The 19,476-nt window shown below is 42.0% G+C and carries 15 protein-coding genes; 8 read left to right on the top strand and 7 right to left on the bottom strand.

What is annotated here, in order from left to right:
* Positions 1-4: 4 nt before the first annotated feature.
* The 6 genes from adeK to sdsA all read right to left on the bottom strand — a co-directional run bounded on the left by adeK (position 5) and on the right by sdsA (position 9,780).
* Positions 5-1,462 carry a multidrug efflux RND transporter AdeIJK outer membrane channel subunit AdeK gene (gene adeK, locus B9T23_RS01115; protein WP_086192561.1) on the bottom strand — a complete coding sequence of 486 codons (1,458 nt, stop codon included), beginning with the start codon at positions 1,460-1,462 and terminating at the stop codon, positions 5-7.
* Entirely contained in the window at positions 1,462-4,644 is a 3,183-nt protein-coding gene (locus B9T23_RS01110) for an efflux RND transporter permease subunit (protein WP_086192559.1), read from the bottom strand. The genes adeK and B9T23_RS01110 overlap by 1 nt, the downstream gene beginning before the upstream one ends.
* A gap of 12 nt (positions 4,645-4,656) precedes the next feature.
* Positions 4,657-5,925 carry an efflux RND transporter periplasmic adaptor subunit gene (locus B9T23_RS01105; RefSeq protein ID WP_086192556.1) on the bottom strand — a complete coding sequence of 423 codons (1,269 nt, stop codon included), beginning with the start codon at positions 5,923-5,925 and terminating at the stop codon, positions 4,657-4,659.
* A 32-nt stretch (positions 5,926-5,957) separates the two neighbouring features.
* Positions 5,958-6,563, bottom strand: a complete 606-nt coding sequence (locus B9T23_RS01100) for a phosphatase PAP2 family protein (protein WP_086192847.1) — start codon at positions 6,561-6,563, stop codon at positions 5,958-5,960.
* A 151-nt stretch (positions 6,564-6,714) separates the two neighbouring features.
* On the bottom strand, positions 6,715-8,769 hold the full coding sequence (locus B9T23_RS01095) for a site-specific recombinase (RefSeq protein WP_086192554.1): 2,055 nt from the start codon (positions 8,767-8,769) through the stop codon (positions 6,715-6,717).
* Positions 8,770-8,802: 33 nt separating this feature from the next.
* Entirely contained in the window at positions 8,803-9,780 is a 978-nt protein-coding gene (gene sdsA / locus B9T23_RS01090) for an All-trans-nonaprenyl-diphosphate synthase (protein WP_086192552.1), read from the bottom strand.
* 433 nt (positions 9,781-10,213) lie between these two features.
* On the opposite strand from sdsA, the gene rplU reads away from it, so the two are divergent.
* The 8 genes from rplU to B9T23_RS01050 all read left to right on the top strand — a co-directional run bounded on the left by rplU (position 10,214) and on the right by B9T23_RS01050 (position 17,800).
* Positions 10,214-10,525 carry a 50S ribosomal protein L21 gene (gene rplU, locus B9T23_RS01085; RefSeq protein ID WP_067723976.1) on the top strand — a complete coding sequence of 104 codons (312 nt, stop codon included), beginning with the start codon at positions 10,214-10,216 and terminating at the stop codon, positions 10,523-10,525.
* An 18-nt stretch (positions 10,526-10,543) separates the two neighbouring features.
* Entirely contained in the window at positions 10,544-10,798 is a 255-nt protein-coding gene (gene rpmA, locus B9T23_RS01080; RefSeq protein ID WP_067723977.1) for a 50S ribosomal protein L27, read from the top strand.
* Between the two features lie 215 nt (positions 10,799-11,013).
* Positions 11,014-11,712 carry an outer membrane lipoprotein chaperone LolA gene (lolA, locus tag B9T23_RS01075; protein ID WP_086192550.1) on the top strand — a complete coding sequence of 233 codons (699 nt, stop codon included), beginning with the start codon at positions 11,014-11,016 and terminating at the stop codon, positions 11,710-11,712.
* A 298-nt stretch (positions 11,713-12,010) separates the two neighbouring features.
* Positions 12,011-13,507, top strand: coding sequence for a carotenoid oxygenase family protein (locus B9T23_RS01070; RefSeq protein WP_228145885.1), 1,497 nt, complete (start codon positions 12,011-12,013; stop codon positions 13,505-13,507).
* Positions 13,508-13,637: 130 nt separating this feature from the next.
* Positions 13,638-14,426, top strand: coding sequence for an RsiV family protein (locus B9T23_RS01065; RefSeq protein ID WP_086192548.1), 789 nt, complete (start codon positions 13,638-13,640; stop codon positions 14,424-14,426).
* A 119-nt stretch (positions 14,427-14,545) separates the two neighbouring features.
* Complete coding sequence (gene serS / locus B9T23_RS01060; protein ID WP_086192545.1) at positions 14,546-15,817, top strand: serine--tRNA ligase; 1,272 nt, start codon at positions 14,546-14,548, stop codon at positions 15,815-15,817.
* Between the two features lie 90 nt (positions 15,818-15,907).
* The gene (gene cysG, locus B9T23_RS01055) at positions 15,908-17,284 is read left to right on the top strand and encodes a siroheme synthase CysG (protein WP_086192543.1); all 1,377 of its coding nucleotides are present in this window, start codon (positions 15,908-15,910) and stop codon (positions 17,282-17,284) included.
* A gap of 36 nt (positions 17,285-17,320) precedes the next feature.
* On the top strand, positions 17,321-17,800 hold the full coding sequence (locus tag B9T23_RS01050) for a tRNA (cytidine(34)-2'-O)-methyltransferase (RefSeq protein ID WP_086192540.1): 480 nt from the start codon (positions 17,321-17,323) through the stop codon (positions 17,798-17,800).
* A 245-nt stretch (positions 17,801-18,045) separates the two neighbouring features.
* On the opposite strand, the gene B9T23_RS01045 is transcribed toward B9T23_RS01050, so the two are convergent.
* Positions 18,046-19,443 (bottom strand): APC family permease, encoded by a 1,398-nt coding sequence (locus tag B9T23_RS01045; protein WP_086192537.1) that lies wholly within the window; start codon positions 19,441-19,443, stop codon positions 18,046-18,048.
* Between the last annotated feature and the right edge of the window lie 33 nt (positions 19,444-19,476).

The following is a 19,476-nucleotide window of genomic DNA, read 5'->3' as shown; positions in this document are numbered from 1 at the left end:
AAAATTATTCAGCGCCGTTTGCAGCTTTACGTTCAGCAGTAGATGCTGGCTGTTGAACCGCATCACCAGTGTTGGCTTTAATACCACCACCCAGTGTTTTATAGACTTCAACCTGGTTATTCATGTTGGCTTGTTCAAGCAACAATAAACCTTGCTCAGCCGCATAAGACGCACGTTGCGCATCCAATACCGTCAAGTAACTGTCAATACCGGCACGGAAGCGGGCATTAGAAAGTCGATAGGTGGTATTGGTTGCATCAACCAAACGGCGTTGTGCCGCTAAACGGTCACCAATATTTTGACGTACTGCCAAGGCATCATTCACTTCGCGGAAAGCGGACTGAATAGATTTTTCATAGTCAGATAAGGCAATTTGCTGATCTGTTTCTGAAATCTTGATATTGGCTTTGCGTGTACCCCAATCGAAGATTGGAAGATCAATACTTGGACCAATTGACCAGACAAATCCGCCTGATTTAAACAGGTCGCTTAAGCTGGTTGAAGCATAGCCTGCATTACCGGTCAAACTAATGGTCGGGAACAAGCGTGCTTTCGCCGCAGCAATATTTGCACCCGCTGCAGAAAGTTTGTATTCAGCAGCACGTACATCAGGACGGTTGTTCAGCAGATCACTTGGTAAGCCAGCACTAAAGGCATTGCTTTTGCTAATACGAGTTACACGTTGATTTGGTAACAAGTTTGCAGGAACTGCTTGACCTACAAGCAGGTTAAGCAAGTTTTGTGCTTGAGCAATTTGAGTCTTGTAATTTGCAACATCGTTACGCGCAGTTTCTACAGAAATCTGTGCCTGACGAACAGGAAGTTCACTGTCGATACCGACATCAAAACGTTTTTTGTTGAGGTTATAAGACTCAAGTTGAGCTTTTAATGTTTGATCTGCAAGTTTTAAATTTGCATTGGCAAACGAGTAGTTCAACCATGCTTGAGCAACCTGACCAACCAACGCAATTTGAGTGGCATCACGCGCACTTGAGGTTGCTAAATAAGTATCTAAAGCATTGTCTTTCAAGCTACGAACACGACCCCAAAAGTCCAACTCATAGGCAGTCACGCCTAGACCCACATTGTAGCTGGTCATGGTGCCGGTATTGAGCGTGTCCTGACGAAGCACACTACCACTGGCACCAATGGTTGGAAGCTGGTTGTTCTGCGTGATTTGGTACTGTTGCTGCGCACGTTGAATATTCAATGTAGAAGTACGCAAATCACGGTTATTGGTTAATGCCAGATCAAGCACTTGTAATAAGCGTTGATCGGCAAAAAAGTCTTTATAACCTTGCTCAGCAATTGAAGGACCAGAAGCAGGGGTTAAATAACCCTGTTCTGGAATATTTGCTTGAGCTACGGGCTCTGGGCCACGCATGCTTTGACAAGCTGTCAAAGCAAGCGCAAGTGCAGATACCGCAATGCTACGACCTGAAATAGACCATACCTTTTGCATCACGATGTTTGCTCCTGATTATTTGGTTTTTTAGGTTTAAATTTAAAGATACTTCGAATCCAGACATAGAACACAGGAATAAAGAAAATACCCAATAAAGTCGAACTGATTACGCCACCCAGTACACCATAACCGACTGAGTGTTGGCTACCTGCACCCGCACCCGAAGAAAGGGCAAGCGGAAGTACACCAAAACCGAAGGCTAAAGTGGTCATAATGATTGGACGTAAACGCATTTTTGCTGCATGAAGGGTTGCTTCAAGTAAAGGCTCGCCTTTATCTTCTTGCAGTTCCTTGGCGAACTCTACAATCAAGATCGCATTTTTTGCCGCCAAACCAATCACGGCAATAATAGCCACCTGGAAGTAAATGTTATTCGACAGGTTCGGATCTTTGAGTAGCACCATGCCAAGGAATGTTAAACCCACTGCACCGACAATACCCAGTGGAATGACCAGCATGACAGAGAATGGAATTGACCAGCTTTCATACAATGCAGCAAGACACAGGAATACGATCAGCATTGAAAGTGCATACAGGCCAAGCGTTTGCGAGCCAGATTCACGTTCTTCTAAAGATAAACCTGTCCACTCGTAGTCAAAGCCCTGCATACCCATTTCAGGCAATTTGGCGATAATTTCTTCCATTGCAAGCATCGCATCACCCGAGCTGACACCCGGAGCAGGCGTACCTTGAATGTTGACCGATGCAATACCGTTATAACGTTCAAGACGTGGTGAACCATAAGTCCATTCACCAGTCGCAAATGCAGAGAATGGAACCATTTGACCAGAGTTGCTGCGTACATACCACTTGTTGAGATCTTCCGGCATCATACGTGCATCAGGAACGGCCTGTACATAAACCTTCTTAATACGACCACGGTCGATAAAGTCATTAATGTATGAACCACCCCAAGCAATACTCATGGTGCTGTTGATTTCGGAAATGCTGACGCCCATTGCGCTGGCTTTTTCGTTATCTACATAGATTTTGTACTGTGGCGTATCTTCCTGACCATTTGGACGGACACCAGCCAGACGTTTGTCCTGAGCGGCCATCCCCAAAATCATGTTACGTGCGGCCAGCATTTTTTCATGACCATTACCGGCAGCATCTTTCAACATTAAGTTAAAGCCTGCAGATACGCCCAGTTCAGGCATTGCAGGAAGCTGCAACGGCATCACATAAGAGGCATCTTTGGCAATCACGTTAAGCGCCATACCGCGTTGGATAATGGCACCCACAGCAGATTCTTTACTGGTCCGTTCTTCCCAGTCTTTCAGCTTAATAAAGGCAAGACCGGCATTTTGACCGACACCGGTGAAGGAGAAGCCTGCGACACTGAATACAGAGTCGACATTGGCTTTTTCACCTTCCATAAAGAAGCCGGTCATTTGATCAATGACTTTTTCAGTACGATCAAGCGTTGCATTCGGAGGAAGCTGAACCAGCGTCATCACTACACCTTGGTCTTCATCCGGTAAGAATGAACTTGGCAGGCTTTTGAACAAGAACAATAGACCGACAATCACTACCGCATAAATCGCACCGGCAATGATTTTGTGAATCAGCAGTTTTCCGACCCAGTTTTGATAGCCTTCAGCCATACGGTCGAAACGGCTATTGAACCCACGGAAGAAACGGGCAAAGAAACCATTGCTCTGATCTTTGTTTTTATCATGCTGCTTTAATAAAGTTGCACATAATGCAGGGGTGAATGTTAATGCCACAATTAGTGACAGAATCATTGCGGTAACCAGGGTAATCGAGAACTGACGGTAAATGACCCCGGTGGTTCCGCTAAAGAACGCCATTGGGACGAATACTGCAGACAATACTGTGGTAATACCAATCAATGCACCAGAGATCTGACCCATCGACTTTTCAGTCGCTTCGACAGGATCCAGGTGTTCTTCCACCATAATACGTTCAACATTTTCGACCACTACAATCGCATCATCCACCAGTAGACCAATGGCAAGGACCATGGCAAACATCGTGAGCGTGTTAATCGAGAAGCCGAATAAGTTAATAATCGCGAAGGTTCCCAATACCACCACAGGCACGGCCATGGTCGGAATAATGGTTGCGCGCCAGTTCTGCAAGAACAGGAACATCACCAGGAACACAAGGATGATTGCCTCAATTAAAGTGTGAACCACACTTTCAATTGAAAGTTTAATAAACGGTGTTGTATCAAATGCCAGCTGGTCTTTTAGTCCTGTCGGATAGTTCTTGCGCAGTTGAACCAAGCGTTCTTCTACAGCAGTCGCCGTGTCTAATGCATTGGCGCCTGTTGAGAGTTTAATCGCTACGCCACCCGCAGGCTTGCCATTGAATTTAGAAGTGAACTGATAGTTGTCCGAGCCTAATTCAACTTTGGCAACATCTCCAATAGTGACTTTTGCACCAGAACCGAGACTTTTCAAGAAAATGTTTTGGAACTGTTCAGGGGTTTGTAAAAGACTTTGTGCATTTACAGTAGCATTCAGCACTTGACCTGCAACAGCTGGCGCACCGCCCAATTGACCCACAGCAACTTGCGCGTTTTGAGTACGTAAGGCAGCAACGACATCACTTGGGGTAAGCTGATAACTGCTGAGTTTTGCAGGATCTAACCAGATACGCATGGCATATGAACCACCAAATACCTGTACTTCACCAACACCCGCGACACGGCTGAGCGGTTCAGAAATATTTGAGTTCACATAGTCTTTAATGTCGGCATCGGTCAATTCACCATTTGGCGAATAGAATGCAAGTACTTGCAGGAAGCTCGCACCTGATTTAGTGACTTTTAAACCCTGACGTTGTACATCTTCAGGGAGTAGCGCAGTTGCTGACTGTAATTTATTTTGTACTTGAACTTGGGCAATATCAGGATCAATGCCTTGTTCAAAGTTTAATGAAATAGAGGCTGAACCATTACCCGCACTATTTGACGAGATATAACGCAAGCCGTCTAGACCATTCATTTGCTGCTCAATGATCTGGGTCACTGTATTTTCTACAGTTTCAGCAGATGCACCTGGATAAGTCGCAGAAATGCTAACTGTCGGTGGAGCAATGGTCGGATATTGTGCAATGGGCATTTTGCTGATGGTTAAAATACCCGCCAGCATAATCACCAATGCAATCACCCATGCAAAGATCGGGCGATGAATAAAAAATTGAGCCATTTAGTCTACCCCTTATGTATTTGAAGTAGCTTTTTGTTCAGTTTTTGGTTGTGCTTGCTGAGCAGGTTGAGCTGCTTTATTTGCTTCTGCTGCAGGTTGACCCGCACCTTGAGGCGCAGCAGCTTGAGGTTGGTAAGGTTTAGCAACCACAGTTGCACCTTCTTTGACCTTGGCAACACCATCAACAATCACTTTCTCACCCGTTTGTAAACCTTTGGTCACAATCCAGTCTTTACCTTGAACACCAGCAGTTTCAACAGGGCGTGTTTCAACAGCACCTTTGGCATTCACGATCATTGCAATCGCTTGACCAGTCGGAGTACGGGTAATCGCTGCTTGAGGAATCAAGATGGCATTTGGAATCACACCCTGTACAATTTTAGCAGTGGCGTACATACCCGGAAGCAATAAATGATTCGGGTTCGGGAACACGGCACGTAAAGTCACGGTACCGGTTTCCGGATTTACACTTGCATCAGAAAATGCAAGACGACCTTCAACAGGGTAGTCGCTACCATCTTCAAGCTTAAGTTTGACTTTGGTATTGTTACTGCTGTCTAAACTACCTTGGCTCAATTGCTGACGTAAACGCAATAATTCAGCACTAGACTGGTTAATGTCGATATAGATTGGATCTAAACGCTGAACAGTCACTAAAGGATCTGCTTGGCTTGCAGTCACTAAAGCACCAACAGTTACAGTTGAACGGTTGGTTTGACCTGAAATAGGCGAACGAACAGTTGAATAACCGAGGTTGATTTCTGCATTTTTGAGTTCAGCTTGTGTTGCAGCAACATCGGCTTCAGCCAATTTTACCTGTGCAGCAATATCATCATATTCTTGTTTTGAAATCGCATTGCTGCCGACAAGTTGACGATAACGTCCTTCTTTCACGCGTAATACGTTCAAGTTGGCTTGTTGACGATTCAGTGCAGCACGTGCGCTATCGACGCCAGCACGATTAGTGCGTGAGTCAATTTCATACAACGCCTGACCTTCACGGACATAACTGCCTTCGGTAAATAGACGTTTGAGAATCACACCACTGGTTTGTGGACGGACTTCAGAAATTTCAAATGCCGTGGTACGACCTGAAAGTTCTACCGATTGCTCTACGCTTTGTGGTTGAGCAACGATAACACCGACTTCAGTCGGTGGCATTTTTTGGGCTGCTGCAGCTTGCTGCGCATCCTTTGGATCTTTGCTACAACCAACAAGTGCAATACTTGTTGCTAATGCGCAAGCGGTAAGGGCGGGCGCCCATAGCTTTGCAGACATCATTGTTCCACCTCGATTAGATTCTTATCTAAAAATTAATTTGTTTTCGCTCTACTGAATTTGGCGTACAGCATATAAAGTAGTGTGATCCAAATAAAACTTATGCTCCAACCTGCCAAGACATCAGAGGGGAAATGTACCCCAAGGTAAATCCTTGAAATTCCCATGACAAACAACCATATAAAAGCACACAGGCAAATGAGCTGGTGCTTTGGATGTTTGAGACTTAGATAAATTGCAAGACAACCCAGAGTGGCTGCATAAACACTATGCGCACTGGGAAATGAAGCACCATAGCTTTGAACCAGGTGATACATTTCGGGTGGGCGAGGTCTTGAAATTATATATTTGAGCAGCCAAACCGTGGCAATGCTTCCTATAAGCCCTAAACTTGTAAAAATAATATTTGTGTATTTTTTATACCATATTTGGTGTAAATACCAAATTGCGGTTAAAAATAGTACAAATGGCATGCCGCCTATAGCAGAAAGTGTGATAGAAATCGTATTCAAATGCGCTGTACGATGCTGGCTCATCCATTCAACCATCGCTAAATCGAACTGCTGAAGTGATGGGATAAAAAGCATTAATACACTGAAAATAAATAAGAAAAATCCTACACCAAGCAATAGGTACGGCATGTAAGGAACCTTTGTTATCTTAGTCGATTGGAGCATGACTAATGAATGGTTAAAGTGTACTCATCAGTACACTTTATTTCAAGTGTGTGTAAATTATGCTGATTTCTTTTTTACCGATTTTTTAACATGAAGTAAAACAAAAATTAACCAATTACTTATAAGCGGATTTTTGTGATGGCAATGATTCATCCACTTCTAATGGAATTTTCGGTGGCCAAAAAAAGTCACTCGGACGGGTTAAGAAATGGGTAAGCACCAGTTTGGCTAATGGCTTCCATTGCTCAAAACGAACCCGGCGGGCGCGTAATGCCACAATAATGGTCAGACTAAAACTCACAAATAAGTTGGTCAAACCAATCAACAACACCCCTAAAAACGATACAAAAATCAAGCCAACTTCAGGCGTACCGTTAATATTGATCAAGCCTTGAATAAAGTTGGCTGAAGCAAATGCAATATGTCGAATATCCAACGGAAGACCCAAGATAAACCCAAGGGTTCCCATGCTTCCCAGCATAATCCCGAATAAGAAGTTGCCTGCCAAAGCCCCTAAATTCCGTTCAATATATGCAGCAAAACTATTTAAGCGTTCTTGACCTAATAACTGCTTTAAACGGGCATGAGCCTGTAAGCGCGGACCAACTTTGCGATACACCGCCATATTGTCAAAATAACCAGCAATCAAGCCAGAGAAAAACAGACAAACACCGGCAATTGCAGCATGTGGAATAGCCAGTGAGGTAAATGGATTCAATGAATGTAAAGTTGTGGTCGCCTTGGCATGAGACAGCAATGGTTCATCCATTCCGTATTGCCAGAGCAGGGTAATTACTGCAGCAGTAGGAATAGCAATGGAGATATTGCCGAGAATGGCAATGAATTGGGTTCTGATAATATTAATAATCAGTGCTGCAAGTTCAGCAATTTGTGCAGTTTTAGAACCTTTTTGATGCTGTACCGTGGCTGCAAGTGCGGCTGCCGTCATGGCCGGTTGTTTGGTCGCGACAGTAAAATGGAGCACGTGAATCAACATGAAGCCGAGTGAATAGTTCATGCTAAACATAAACGCCTGCATCAAGGGAGCCATGACCAGACGTGCAGCCAGAATCTTCAAGGTCGCCATGGTGGCAATAATGACGCCAGCCCCAGCCGCCGCCTTGTACATCGACCAAAAACCTTTCTTGTCGGTACTTACATAATGCTCGCCAGTTTTACTGGCATTTTCGGTAACTTGCAAGGCAATTAATTCACTGTTATTTGCAAGTAAAGAACGAACACTCCGTTCACTATAGATGGCGGAGGTAATATCGACCAGTAAGGCACTGATTGATTCATAACGAACGTCATCTTCTTCAACAATTAAGTTGATTAATAGTTCGATCCGTTCCAGACATTGTTCCAGAAGGGATAATAAATACGTCAGACTGATACTCACGCCAGTGCGTTTAATGGCACGACGAATTTTTAAAGCGACATCTCGACATTGTTCAATCATCACCAAGGCTTGTGAAGCATCCGGTGGGGTAATGACTGCCAGAGGGTCGGTATTTTGATGCAGCTTTTTATAATGCTGAATGAATTCGACAATTTCACGGTTCTGAACCAGAAAAGGCGATTCGTATTCAGTTAAGTCGGGTTGTGCATTGATAAACTCAGGATAAAGTCCAATACCACTAATCCGGTAAGACAGCACCGTGATGGCTTTGATCAGCTCACTACTAATTTTAAGCTTTTCTGATTGATTGCCGTGACCTTGATTGAGTAAGGCAAATAACTTTTGCCAATCCTCATTAGAAATGCTGTCCAGCCAGTATTTATCGCTACGTTGATAAAAGACACGACGGACTAAATCTTGCAGTTGGCTTTCATCATTAATCAGCGGTAAAAAATGTGCACCTATTCTTTGTGCGAGCTGATTCCAAAAACCATCGAGAGATAAAATGCCAGTATCGGCATACAAACTGGTCTGTTTGTATTGGCTAATCAGCTTTAAGACAAAATTTTGTAAGGTAGAAACTGCATCGGGGGTAATCAGGAGTGCTTGTATGAGTGCACGAAATTTGCAGTTAATTTCTTCAGTATTGGTTGAGTCGCTTGGTCGAATCCGGTTAACCAGTTCAATTAACAGTGAGTCATCAAGAGCAGCCTGATGGGATTCAAGCTGCTCCTGCATTTTTAAAAATAGATCATTAAAATTTATATGCATAGGCGAGGGTTAAGTCTATTTTTTCAACATCCATCATTGAATTCGGTTTAAGGCAAGTTGGGTCAGGTTAATCAGTGCTTGGCGATATTCACTATGAGGAAGCGCATCTAAAGCCTGAAGCGCAGATTCAGTTTCTTCAGTGGCACGTTGGCGGCAGTAATCCAGCGCGCCACAATTTTGCACAATGTCAATGACACGTTCTAATTGGGATGTACCACCCGTTGCAATACTGCGGCGAACAATTTCATGTTCTTCATCGGTGGTTTTTTGCAGTGCAGAGATTAATGGCAAAGTGGGTTTCCCTTCCATTAAATCATCACCAATATTTTTACCTAATGTTTCAGCATCGGAAGTGTAGTCTAAAATATCGTCAATAATCTGGAACGCATTGCCAAAGTGGCCAGCAAAGATTCGCAGGGGTTCACGGTATTGCGGTGTACCCGATAAAATGGCAGCACCTTCAGTTGCAAGTTCAAATAAACGCGAAGTTTTGCCGTGAATAATATCGAGGTAAGTCTGTTCTGAGGTTTCAGGCTGATGTTGTGCTTGCAGTTGTAGAACTTCACCTTCAGCAATTTCACAGGTTCCGGTCGAAAAATCTTTGAGTAAGGTCATATCGTTTAAATCGACCAATAAATCAAAAGCACGCGAAATCAGGAAGTCACCGACTAAAACCGCAGTCTGGTTATTCCAAGTGGCATTTGCGGTTGGACGACCACGACGCAAGCCTGATTCATCGACTACATCATCATGTACAAGAGTTGCAGTGTGAAGCATTTCAATAATGGCAGCCAATTTACGCTGACGTTCTATATCGGTCGCGCCACAGGCTTTTGCCGCCAATAAACACATAATCGGGCGCATACGTTTACCGCCTGCTTCAACTACGTGTTTACTCACTGCCATGACTAAGGCAACTTTCGAAGTAATCCCTTCATTAATAAAAGTGTCCATCGCAGCAAAGTCTGAAGCAACAGGAGCGAGAATGTCTTGCTTAAAGTCGATGGCCATATGAAGAGAAACCTCTAAAAATTGAATTGCTTATTATATAGTGTAACAACTATATCTCATGTTATAGCTAAGATCTTAATATAGTTGCTTAAAACCTGACTAAGTAAATGGTTTTAAATGAGTGCCAATTCTAATAACTCACCACATATGTGACTGAATCTGGCATTTCGTAGTTTATAGTAGCGAATTGATTTTAAAAATCTATTTCATTTTATAAAATGTAAGATTCCGATGTAAAAAGTAATTTATTTTTTAGATTTTGATCGTTTATAAAATAAACATTCGATCAGCGCAAAAAAAACGCTAAAATGGCTTGTCGTTTGATTTATTATCACTTAATATGTTTGCCCTTGTATATACCCCAGTGGCGCTCGTATTAAGATCGGTATATTCCTTTATCGGCACGACGACACGGGCATGTTTGGAGTACATTATGTACGCAGTAATCCAAAGCGGTGGTAAACAGCACCGTGTTATTGAGGGTGAAACCCTTAAAGTAGAATTGTTGAAAGCTGAAACTGGTACAACTATTACGTTTGATGACGTATTAATGCTTGTAAACGGCGAAAGCATTCAAATTGGTGCTCCAGTTGTTGCTGGTGCTACAGTAACTGCTGAAGTAGTTAGCCACGGTCGTCACGACAAAATCCGTATTGTTAAAATGCGTCGTCGTAAACATTACCGTAAACAACAAGGTCACCGTCAATGGTTTACCGAGTTGAAAATTACTGCTATTTCAGGCTAATTACGAGGATTATGAAACATGGCTACTAAAAAAGCTGGTGGATCGACACGTAACGGTCGTGACTCGAACCCTAAAATGTTAGGTGTTAAAATGTACGGTGGTCAATCTGTGACTGCTGGTAACATTATTGTTCGTCAACGTGGTACAGAATTCCACGCTGGTACAAACGTAGGTATGGGCCGTGACCATACTTTATTTGCTACCGCTGACGGCGTGATCAAATTCGAAGTGAAAGGCCAATTCGGTCGTCGCTACGTATCTGTTGAAGCGTAAGCTTAAATAGAAAAAAACCCACATTTGATGTGGGTTTTTTTATGCCTGTAAATTGGTCAAAAACAATCTGGGTCCTTCATCATGATGTAGAAAAATCTACATTGAGCATTAATAACAATACAAAACTTCTTATTTTCTCAATTATTAGGAATAAAAATTGGTTTAAGATGGGGACATTGAAGAAATTGCGATACAGCAAATAAAAAGGTGATGATATGAAAATGCTTCGTAAAACCCTATGTGCTATGACATTAGGTGCAGCAACGCTTGCACCGGTAATAAGTACTACTGTTTTTGCTGCGCCTGTTGCAGCATCGGAGCAACAAGCAACCAATAATTTGGTAAAACAGTTAAGTAATATCCGTAGTTTGTCAGCAAATTTTGAACAAACTACAAAAGCGACAGCAGGAAATAAAGCGCCACAGAAAAAAGGCTTAACCGGACAACACATGAATCAAACCTTTAAAGGTGTGATGAAGGTTGCTCGTCCTGGTAAGTTTTTCTGGGAAACCACGAGTCCGTCAAAACAAACCATTGTGACTTCGGGTAAAACTGTCTGGATTTATGACCCTGACTTACAACAGGCAGTTCGTCAAAGTTTGGATGACCAGGTAGCCAATACACCAGCTTTGTTATTGTCGGGTAATACCAGTCAGATTATGAAGTCATATCGTGTGACGCAACCGGATAAAGGCAAGACTTATTACACCTTGCTTCCTAAAGACCGTGATGGCGCATTCCAAAGCTTGACCATTAGCTTTGGGGTAAACAAAGCGCCAAGTTTGATGATTTTGGAAGATTCACTTGGTCAAACCACGTATGTTCGATTTAATAACGTGAAATTGAATCCTTCAATTCCAGCATCAACCTTTAATTTTGCACCGCCTAAAGGTACCGATATTATTGATCAATAATCAATTGATTTATAATAATTAAATTAAGTAGCAAAGTTTATTTAAAAGCAGTCATTCATGACTGCTTTTTTTAGTTTATATTTTGCTAAAAATATAGCGATGCTTTGAGAGGCAAAGTGCCATTATGCAAACATGGCTCTAAGCTGCAGAATAAGTGTTACAACTCACAATACATAAAAATATAAATTGAATGATAAGAAGTGAAGGGCAAAATAACCAAGATCAATGCCCCCTAAGACAAAGAAAAAAGTAACAAAGACTAAAGCAATAAATAAAAAAGCTCAGGAGAATTTAAAAAGTGGAAAATAATAATGTAGTGACTACATCCGTGGATTATCCGCGTTTCACAAAATTAAAATCAAAATTTAATACTTATCGTCAAAAAGTCATGGGTTTGGGGGTGACTTGGCTACAAAGAAGATCAAAAAATTCAGCTAAAAACTCATCTAAAGCTAAGGCAAAAAATCCGTATCTCGATGGGATATTTGGTCCCGTAGATGAGGTGGAAAAGCGCGAATTTAAGGTCATGGGGGAAATTCCACGGCAATTGACGGGACTATTGTTGAGAATAGGCCCAAATCCGATTCATGTTGAAAATCCAGATTGCTATCATTGGTTTACAGGTGAGGGAATGCTGCATGCTTTAAAAATTGAAGATGGAAAAGCAGTGTGGTTTAAAAGCCATTATATCGAAACGGATTCCGTACAAAAGCAAAAGAATAAGGCTGTTAAAGCAGGGTTTCGCCGTGGTCCCGGTGATGTGGTGAATACCAATGCTTTTTATCATGCCAATAAAATTTGGGCGAGTGTAGAAGCGGGCACTTTGCCGGTACGTTTAGACTTAAACCTGAACACGGAAGAGCACCGTCTTTTTAATACAGATGCCAATCTGCCTTTTACTGCACATCCACATAAAGACAATAAAACAGGGCACTTACATGCCATTTGCTATGATGCGCTGGATATCAAACACGCCTATTATGAAGTGATTGATGAGCAGGGGCTTTTACTGCATTGGGCTAAAATTCCTGTGCAACATGGTCCCATGATTCATGATTGTGCCATCACCGAGCAGGAGGTTTTAATTTTTGATTTGCCGGTCACTTTTTCTTTCAAGCAACTTATCAAAGGCAATCCTTTGCCTTATGAATGGAATGAACAGCATGCGGCACGCATTGGGATTTTGCCTAAATATGGTCGTGCCGATGAAGTACAGTGGATTGCTATAGATCCTTGTTTTATTTTTCATGCCGCAAATGCTTATCGGAATGATCAACAGCAAATAATTCTGGATGTGGTGGTTCATCGCTACATGTTTAAAAAATCCCATCAAGGTCCATTTGAGCAGCAAAAAACTCAATTGGAACGCTGGGTGATTGATTCGAAACAAAATACTGTCGATAGACAGGTGATAGATTCGCAGGCGCAAGAATTTCCAAGAATTGATGAGCGTTATACTGGTGAGCAGCATCGTTATATTTATAGTGTCAGTTTTGATCCTGTGATCATGACCAAAGCCAATCATTTGATTTGTCACGACCTGCAAACTCGTGAAAAAACCACCTATGAGTTTGGTGATCAATGGGTGACTGGAGAAGTTGTCTTTATTGCCGAGTCATTGGATGCAGCTGAGGGGGAGGGTTATTTGTTATGCTATGTGCATCACATCCATAAAGAATCCTCTAAAGTAGTGATTTTAAAAGCTCATGGTTTAAACATTCAGCCTCAAGCCGAAATTATGCTTGGTGTACATGTGCCATTGGGCTTTCATGGCAATTGGGTGGATCTATCTTAAAATCATGAGATCTTTGATTCATATCTATAAGACTAAATATTTTTAAAGATACATATTTAAAATTTCATTCAGTTACTGAGCTTTGTATAGTGCAGGGGCATTATAAAAGGTCTTAGGTTGTAAAAATAAAATGGAAATACGCAAGAATAAACAATGGCTATGGGCACTTCCTGTTTCTTTCGCGACACTTGTCATGGCGGGTTGTCAGGAGCGGGCTGTACCGAAAAGCGAACAGGCGAGTACCACAAAGCAGGAAAAGTCTGAATCCATTGCATTAATTCAAGCCAAAGTTGTTCCGGTCAAATTGACCAAGCCAGAAGCTTGCGATGCAGATGGCTGTATGCAATATGATATTCAGACCGTAAAGACCAATCTTAAATGGATTGATGATTATTTTATTGATCGAATTAAAAAAGCTGATCCTATTGCTTTTTCAACCGCCCCAAATCAAAAAATCAATACCGCTGAGGGTGCTAATCCTAACTTAAGTCAAAGTTCGACCTATGTGCGCTTTGTTAGTCAGCAGTATGATCGTGCGACATTTGCCATTCAAACTTATACTTATTCATCGGGTGCAGCACATGGCATGCATCACCAGGAATTTGTGAATTTTGATTTGAAAACCAAAAAGCGCTTGGCGCTACAAGATATTCTGGTGAAGGGTGCAGAACAGCAGGTATTAGATACCTTGTATGACTCAAATAGCATGTGGCTGGATCAACATAGTATTGAACGCACCAAGTTACAGTTGAGTGATAATTTCTACTATGGTGCCAATGGCATTGTGTTTGTTTATCCCTTATACGAACTGGCTTCTTATGCAGAAGGGATGACCGAACTTAGCTTACCTTATGTTGCGTTGACCAAATTGGTTAAAGCGGAATATCTGCCAAGTTTGCCACACTATCCGACACCTTGATTTTTAGTTAATTCGGTTAAATTTGCTTTAATAAGGCACAGCTGTAAGCTTGGTCACTGTCTTTTTTAGCGTTTAGCGCTTACACTATAGCCAGTTTTTTTCTTTGCAAAAGATTGGCTATGATCGACCCGAAATTAATCAGAAATAATATTGAGGCTGTAAATTTAGCCTTAGCAAAACGTGGTGTACAGCTTAATGTAGAAGAGTGGGCTTCACTTGAAGCTCGCCGTAAAGAGCTTCAATCAAAAACTGAAGCTTTACAAGCAGAGCGTAATTCGGGTGCTAAACAAGTTGGCCAAATTAAAAAATCTGGTGGCGATGCATCTGAAATCATGGCGCGTATGGCTGCGATTGGTGATGAAATTAAAGCAGCTGAAGTTGCACTTGCTGAATTGCAAAATGAAATTGAAACCAAGTCTTTAACTATTCCAAACATGCCGCATGAATCTGTACCTGAGGGTAAAGATGAAGATGATAATGTTGAAATTTTAAAATGGGGCACACCGCGTCAATTTGATTTTGAAATTAAAGATCATACTGACCTGGGTGAATGGATGGGCGGTTTGGAATTTGAAACTGCGACCAAATTGACCGGTACGCGTTTCAGTGTTCTAAAAGGTCCATTGGCGCGTTTACAACGTGCGCTTACCCAATTCATGCTGGATACCCATACCCTCAAAAATGGTTATACCGAAGCCTATGTCCCGTATTTGGTCAATGCAGATTCTTTACGTGGTACAGGTCAATTGCCTAAATTTGAAGAAGATTTATTCAAATTACAAGGTGAAAAAGAACTTTATTTAATTCCGACTGCAGAAGTGCCTGTCACCAATTTCGTGCGTGATGAAATTGTTGATCCTGACCGTTTACCACTCAAATATGCTGCACATACGCCATGTTTCCGTAGTGAAGCGGGCTCCTATGGTCGAGATACTCGTGGTTTAATCCGTCAACACCAATTCGACAAAGTTGAGATGGTGCAAATTGTTAAACCTGAAGATTCTATGCAAGCTTTGGAAGAGCTTACTGGTCATGCGGAAGGTATTTTGCAAGCACTTGGTCTTCCATATCGTAAAATCATCCTTTGTGGTGGTGATATGGGCTTTGGTGCAATCAAAACTTATGATTTGGAAGTTTGGGTGCCGAGCCAAAATACCTATCGTGAAATTTCAAGCTGTTCATGCATGGGTGACTTTCAGGCGCGCCGTATGAAAGCGCGTTACCGTGTCGACCAAAAGAAAACAGAATTTGTGCATACCTTAAATGGTTCTGGTTTGGCGGTCGGTCGTACTTTGCTTGCAGTGATGGAAAATTACCAACGTGCAGACGGTTCTATTGAAGTTCCAGAAGTGCTTCGTCCATATATGGGTGGTGCAGAATTTATTGATTAATCTTCGGATTGCTCAATAAATCGTTAAACGGCACAGTTTTGTGCATGAAAATTGCTTAAGACAGTCAGATTTAAAATACTGAGGTAATTCGTGGATATCTTTCCAATCTCTTTAAAGTTGCAACAGCAACCTTGTCTGATTGTCGGTGGTGGGCGTATTGCATACCGTAAGGCAGTCCTTTTGGCAAAAGCAGGCGCAGTCATTCATGTGATTGCACCTGAAATTGAAAGTAATTTACTTGAGATTGTTGAAACTAGCCAAGGGCAATATGTCCAAGCACCTTTTAGTCCAGATATTCCATTACGCAATTACCGTTTGGTGATTGCCGCAACCAATGATAAAACAACCAATGTTCAAGTTTTTGAAGCCTGCGAAGCTGAAAAAATATTGGTGAATAGTGTGGATGATCCACCGCATTGTCGTTTTATGGTTCCAGCAATTATTGACCGTTCACCCTTGGTGGTTTCAATTGCTACTAATGGCACATCACCGGTTTTATCACGTCAAATCCGAACTCAGCTTGAAGCATCTATTCCCCATGGAATGGGTAAGCTGGCTGAATTTTCTGGAAAATGGCGTGCTGCAGTAAAAGCTAAAATTGAGAATCCTGATGAGCGCCGTATTTTTTGGGAAGACTTGTATGCCAGTCCACTCAAAGAACAGGTGTTTAATGACAATATTGCTGAAGCGGATCGTTTGATTGAACAAGCCCTAATTGAGTGGAAAGCGCCTAAAGGCGAAGTCTATTTGGTCGGTGCCGGTCCGGGTGATCCTGAGCTCTTGACCTTAAAAGCTTTACGTTTGATGCAACAAGCCGATGTGGTTATTTATGACCGTTTGGTATCTCCACCGATTTTGGATTTGTGTCGCCGTGATGCAGAAAAAATCTATGTCGGCAAAGCACGGTCTAATCATAGTGTTCCACAAGACGGTATTAATGCTTTATTGGTGGAATACGCAGCGCAAGGTAAGCGTGTCTGCCGTTTAAAAGGCGGTGATCCATTTATCTTTGGTCGTGGTGGTGAAGAGATTCAAGAGCTGTTTGCTGCAGGTGTCGCGTTTCAGGTGGTGCCAGGGATTACGGCGGCTTCTGGCTGTTCAGCTTATGCCGGTATTCCTTTAACGCATCGTGACTATGCGCAGAGTGTCCGCTTCCTGACAGGACATTTGAAAGAAGGTTCACCTGAGTTGCCTTGGCATGAACTGGTCTATGAAAATCAAACCTTGGTGTTGTATATGGGCTTGGTGGGATTAGAAAAAATCTGCGCCCAACTTATTGCCCATGGTCAACGACCTAATATGCCTGTAGCGCTTATTTCTAAAGGAACTACGCCAGACCAGAAAGTGGTGGTAGGGACGTTGGCAGATATTGCCTCTAAAGTGACAGAACATCAAATTCAAGCGCCAACCCTGACCATTATTGGTGAAGTGGTAAAGTTGCGCGAACAATTGCAGTGGCAAGCTTAATCAAGCTTGTCATTTTATTTAAAGTAGAGAACTCCCGTGATTCATGTCGTATTGTACGAGCCAGAAATTCCTGCAAATACCGGGAATATTATTCGTTTATGTGCCAATACCGGTGCGCAACTTCATTTGGTAAAACCGCTGGGTTTTGAGCTGGATGATAAAAAGCTAAGACGTGCAGGTTTGGATTATCATGAATGGGCACATATGAAAGTTTGGGAAAACTTTGAAGAATGTCTGGTACATTTAAAAGAGCAGGGCATTGGAAATGATGAGATTTATCCCTTAACCACCAAAGGTGTTGAAACTCCACATACCTCAAATTTAAACCGTCCGGTAGCATTATTGATGGGACCAGAAACTCGTGGTTTGCCTGAAAATGTGCGTATGATGTTCCCTAAAGAACATTGGATTCGTTTGCCGATGGCAGAAAACTCACGTAGTTTAAACTTGTCCAATGCGACTGCTGTGATCTTGTATGAAGCATGGCGTCAGCAAGGTTTTAAAACTTTGGTTTAAAGTCTATTGCTCATAAAAGCTGCTTAAGAGCAGCTTTTTTTAAGCCTAAAATTTAAAAAACTACGGTAACAATAAAGTAATCTGTAATACAAAGTAGTTTCAATTTTTTTAATGAAATAATTCTGGGTATTCAAAGAATAATGAAAAAATTCAGCCTCACTAAGCTTTAATTACTCAATTAAATCAATCATTAAACCAATAAAAAAGACGCATAAAGCGTCTTTTTTATCGAGTGAATTAACGCATTAATAAGAATCATCAAACTCGTTATGTTGTGGAGCAGGCTGTTTAAAACCTTTGGTTTTATAACCAAGATATAAAATGCCGAACATTGCCCACCATAAGCCATATTTCAATGATGTTTCCTCAATTTCAAGCCAGAGTGCAAACACACTAATGAAACCGAGTAATGGCACAATCACAAAGTTTAAAATATCTTTGAAATTTTTAGTGCGTCCATCACGCAATGCATAACGTGAAATTACTGACAGGTTTACAAAAGTAAATGCAGTTAAGGCACCGAAACTGATCAGTGAAATCACCGTATCAAGATTCATAAAGCCAGCAGTTAAAGCCACAGCACCAACAATTAAAATATTGTATGAAGGTGTTAGGCTTCTAGGACTGATATGACCAAAGATTTTCTTGTTAATGACACCATCACGACCCATGGCAAACATTAAGCGTGATACGCCAGCATGTGCTGAAATACCGGAGGCCAACACTGTCACAATCGCAAAAGCAAGAACATAGGATTGGAATAGTGAACCACCAACAAGCATTAAAATATCTGGCTGAGTCGCTGCAATATCCTCAAAATATGTTTTCGGATCGTTCGGGAAGTAAATTTGCATGAAGTAGGTGCTGATAATAAAAATCACACCGGCAATCAAAGCAGTTAAGAAAATTGCTTTAGGCAATGTCTTTTCAGTATCTTTGGTTTCTTCAGCAAGTGAACTCAGTGAATCAAAACCAGTAAATGAGAAGCACAGTAAAGTTGCACCGGTAATTAGTGCACCGACTGAAGTCAGCTCGTTCCAAAACGGTTCAAGGCTCCAAAGCTGATAGCGCTGTTCTGCAGAGATTGGACCATCTGCATTAAAGCCCGCTTGTAGCTTGGTATAAACCAAATAGGTAAATACAGCAATTACAACCAACTGTACTAACACAATCATACTGTTGAAGTTCGCAACAAATCGCGCACCACGTAAGTTAACACCGGTCATGAATGCCGTGAGTACAATCACCCAAACCCAGTGGTTTACATCAGGGAATAGTGCTTCAAGGTAAATCCCAGCAAGAATGATGTTGACCATTGGAGACAGTAAATAGTCTAGCCAAGATGACCAACCCACCATAAAGCCGACATTGGGGTGAATCGATTTTTGAGCATAGGTATACGCCGAACCCGAAGAAGGGTAGCGACGAATCATATGACCATAACTCAGGGATGTTAATAAAATTGCAACGAGTGCAAATATGTAGGATGTCGGTACGTGAAAATGACTTTCTTCCGATACTAGGCCGAAAGTGTCAAATAACGTCATGGGCTGTATATAAGCTAAACCGATAATAATGATGTGCCAGAGTCCCAGCGTTTTTTGCAGTTTAGCTGCCGATGGAGTCCCAGAGATATTTGTCAACGGCGTTATCCTCTTAATCGTTGATCAAGGATC

The organism is Acinetobacter terrae, assembly GCF_002135195.1.
GTDB lineage: Bacteria > Pseudomonadota > Gammaproteobacteria > Pseudomonadales > Moraxellaceae > Acinetobacter > Acinetobacter terrae.
This window is presented reverse-complemented; position numbering and strand designations above follow the sequence as displayed.

What these genes read in the sequence shown, in the direction of transcription:
- adeK (WP_086192561.1), bottom strand. Translation starts at nt 1,462, where the DNA reads ATGCAAAAGGTATGGTCTATTTCAGGTCGTAGCATTGCGGTATCTGCA.
- B9T23_RS01110 (WP_086192559.1), bottom strand. Translation starts at nt 4,644, where the DNA reads ATGGCTCAATTTTTTATTCATCGCCCGATCTTTGCATGGGTGATTGCA.
- B9T23_RS01105 (WP_086192556.1), bottom strand. Translation starts at nt 5,925, where the DNA reads ATGATGTCTGCAAAGCTATGGGCGCCCGCCCTTACCGCTTGCGCATTA.
- B9T23_RS01100 (WP_086192847.1), bottom strand. Translation starts at nt 6,563, where the DNA reads ATGCCGTACCTATTGCTTGGTGTAGGATTTTTCTTATTTATTTTCAGT.
- B9T23_RS01095 (WP_086192554.1), bottom strand. Translation starts at nt 8,769, where the DNA reads ATGCATATAAATTTTAATGATCTATTTTTAAAAATGCAGGAGCAGCTT.
- sdsA (WP_086192552.1), bottom strand. Translation starts at nt 9,780, where the DNA reads ATGGCCATCGACTTTAAGCAAGACATTCTCGCTCCTGTTGCTTCAGAC.
- rplU (WP_067723976.1), top strand. Translation starts at nt 10,214, where the DNA reads ATGTACGCAGTAATCCAAAGCGGTGGTAAACAGCACCGTGTTATTGAG.
- rpmA (WP_067723977.1), top strand. Translation starts at nt 10,544, where the DNA reads ATGGCTACTAAAAAAGCTGGTGGATCGACACGTAACGGTCGTGACTCG.
- lolA (WP_086192550.1), top strand. Translation starts at nt 11,014, where the DNA reads ATGAAAATGCTTCGTAAAACCCTATGTGCTATGACATTAGGTGCAGCA.
- B9T23_RS01065 (WP_086192548.1), top strand. Translation starts at nt 13,638, where the DNA reads ATGGAAATACGCAAGAATAAACAATGGCTATGGGCACTTCCTGTTTCT.
- serS (WP_086192545.1), top strand. Translation starts at nt 14,546, where the DNA reads ATGATCGACCCGAAATTAATCAGAAATAATATTGAGGCTGTAAATTTA.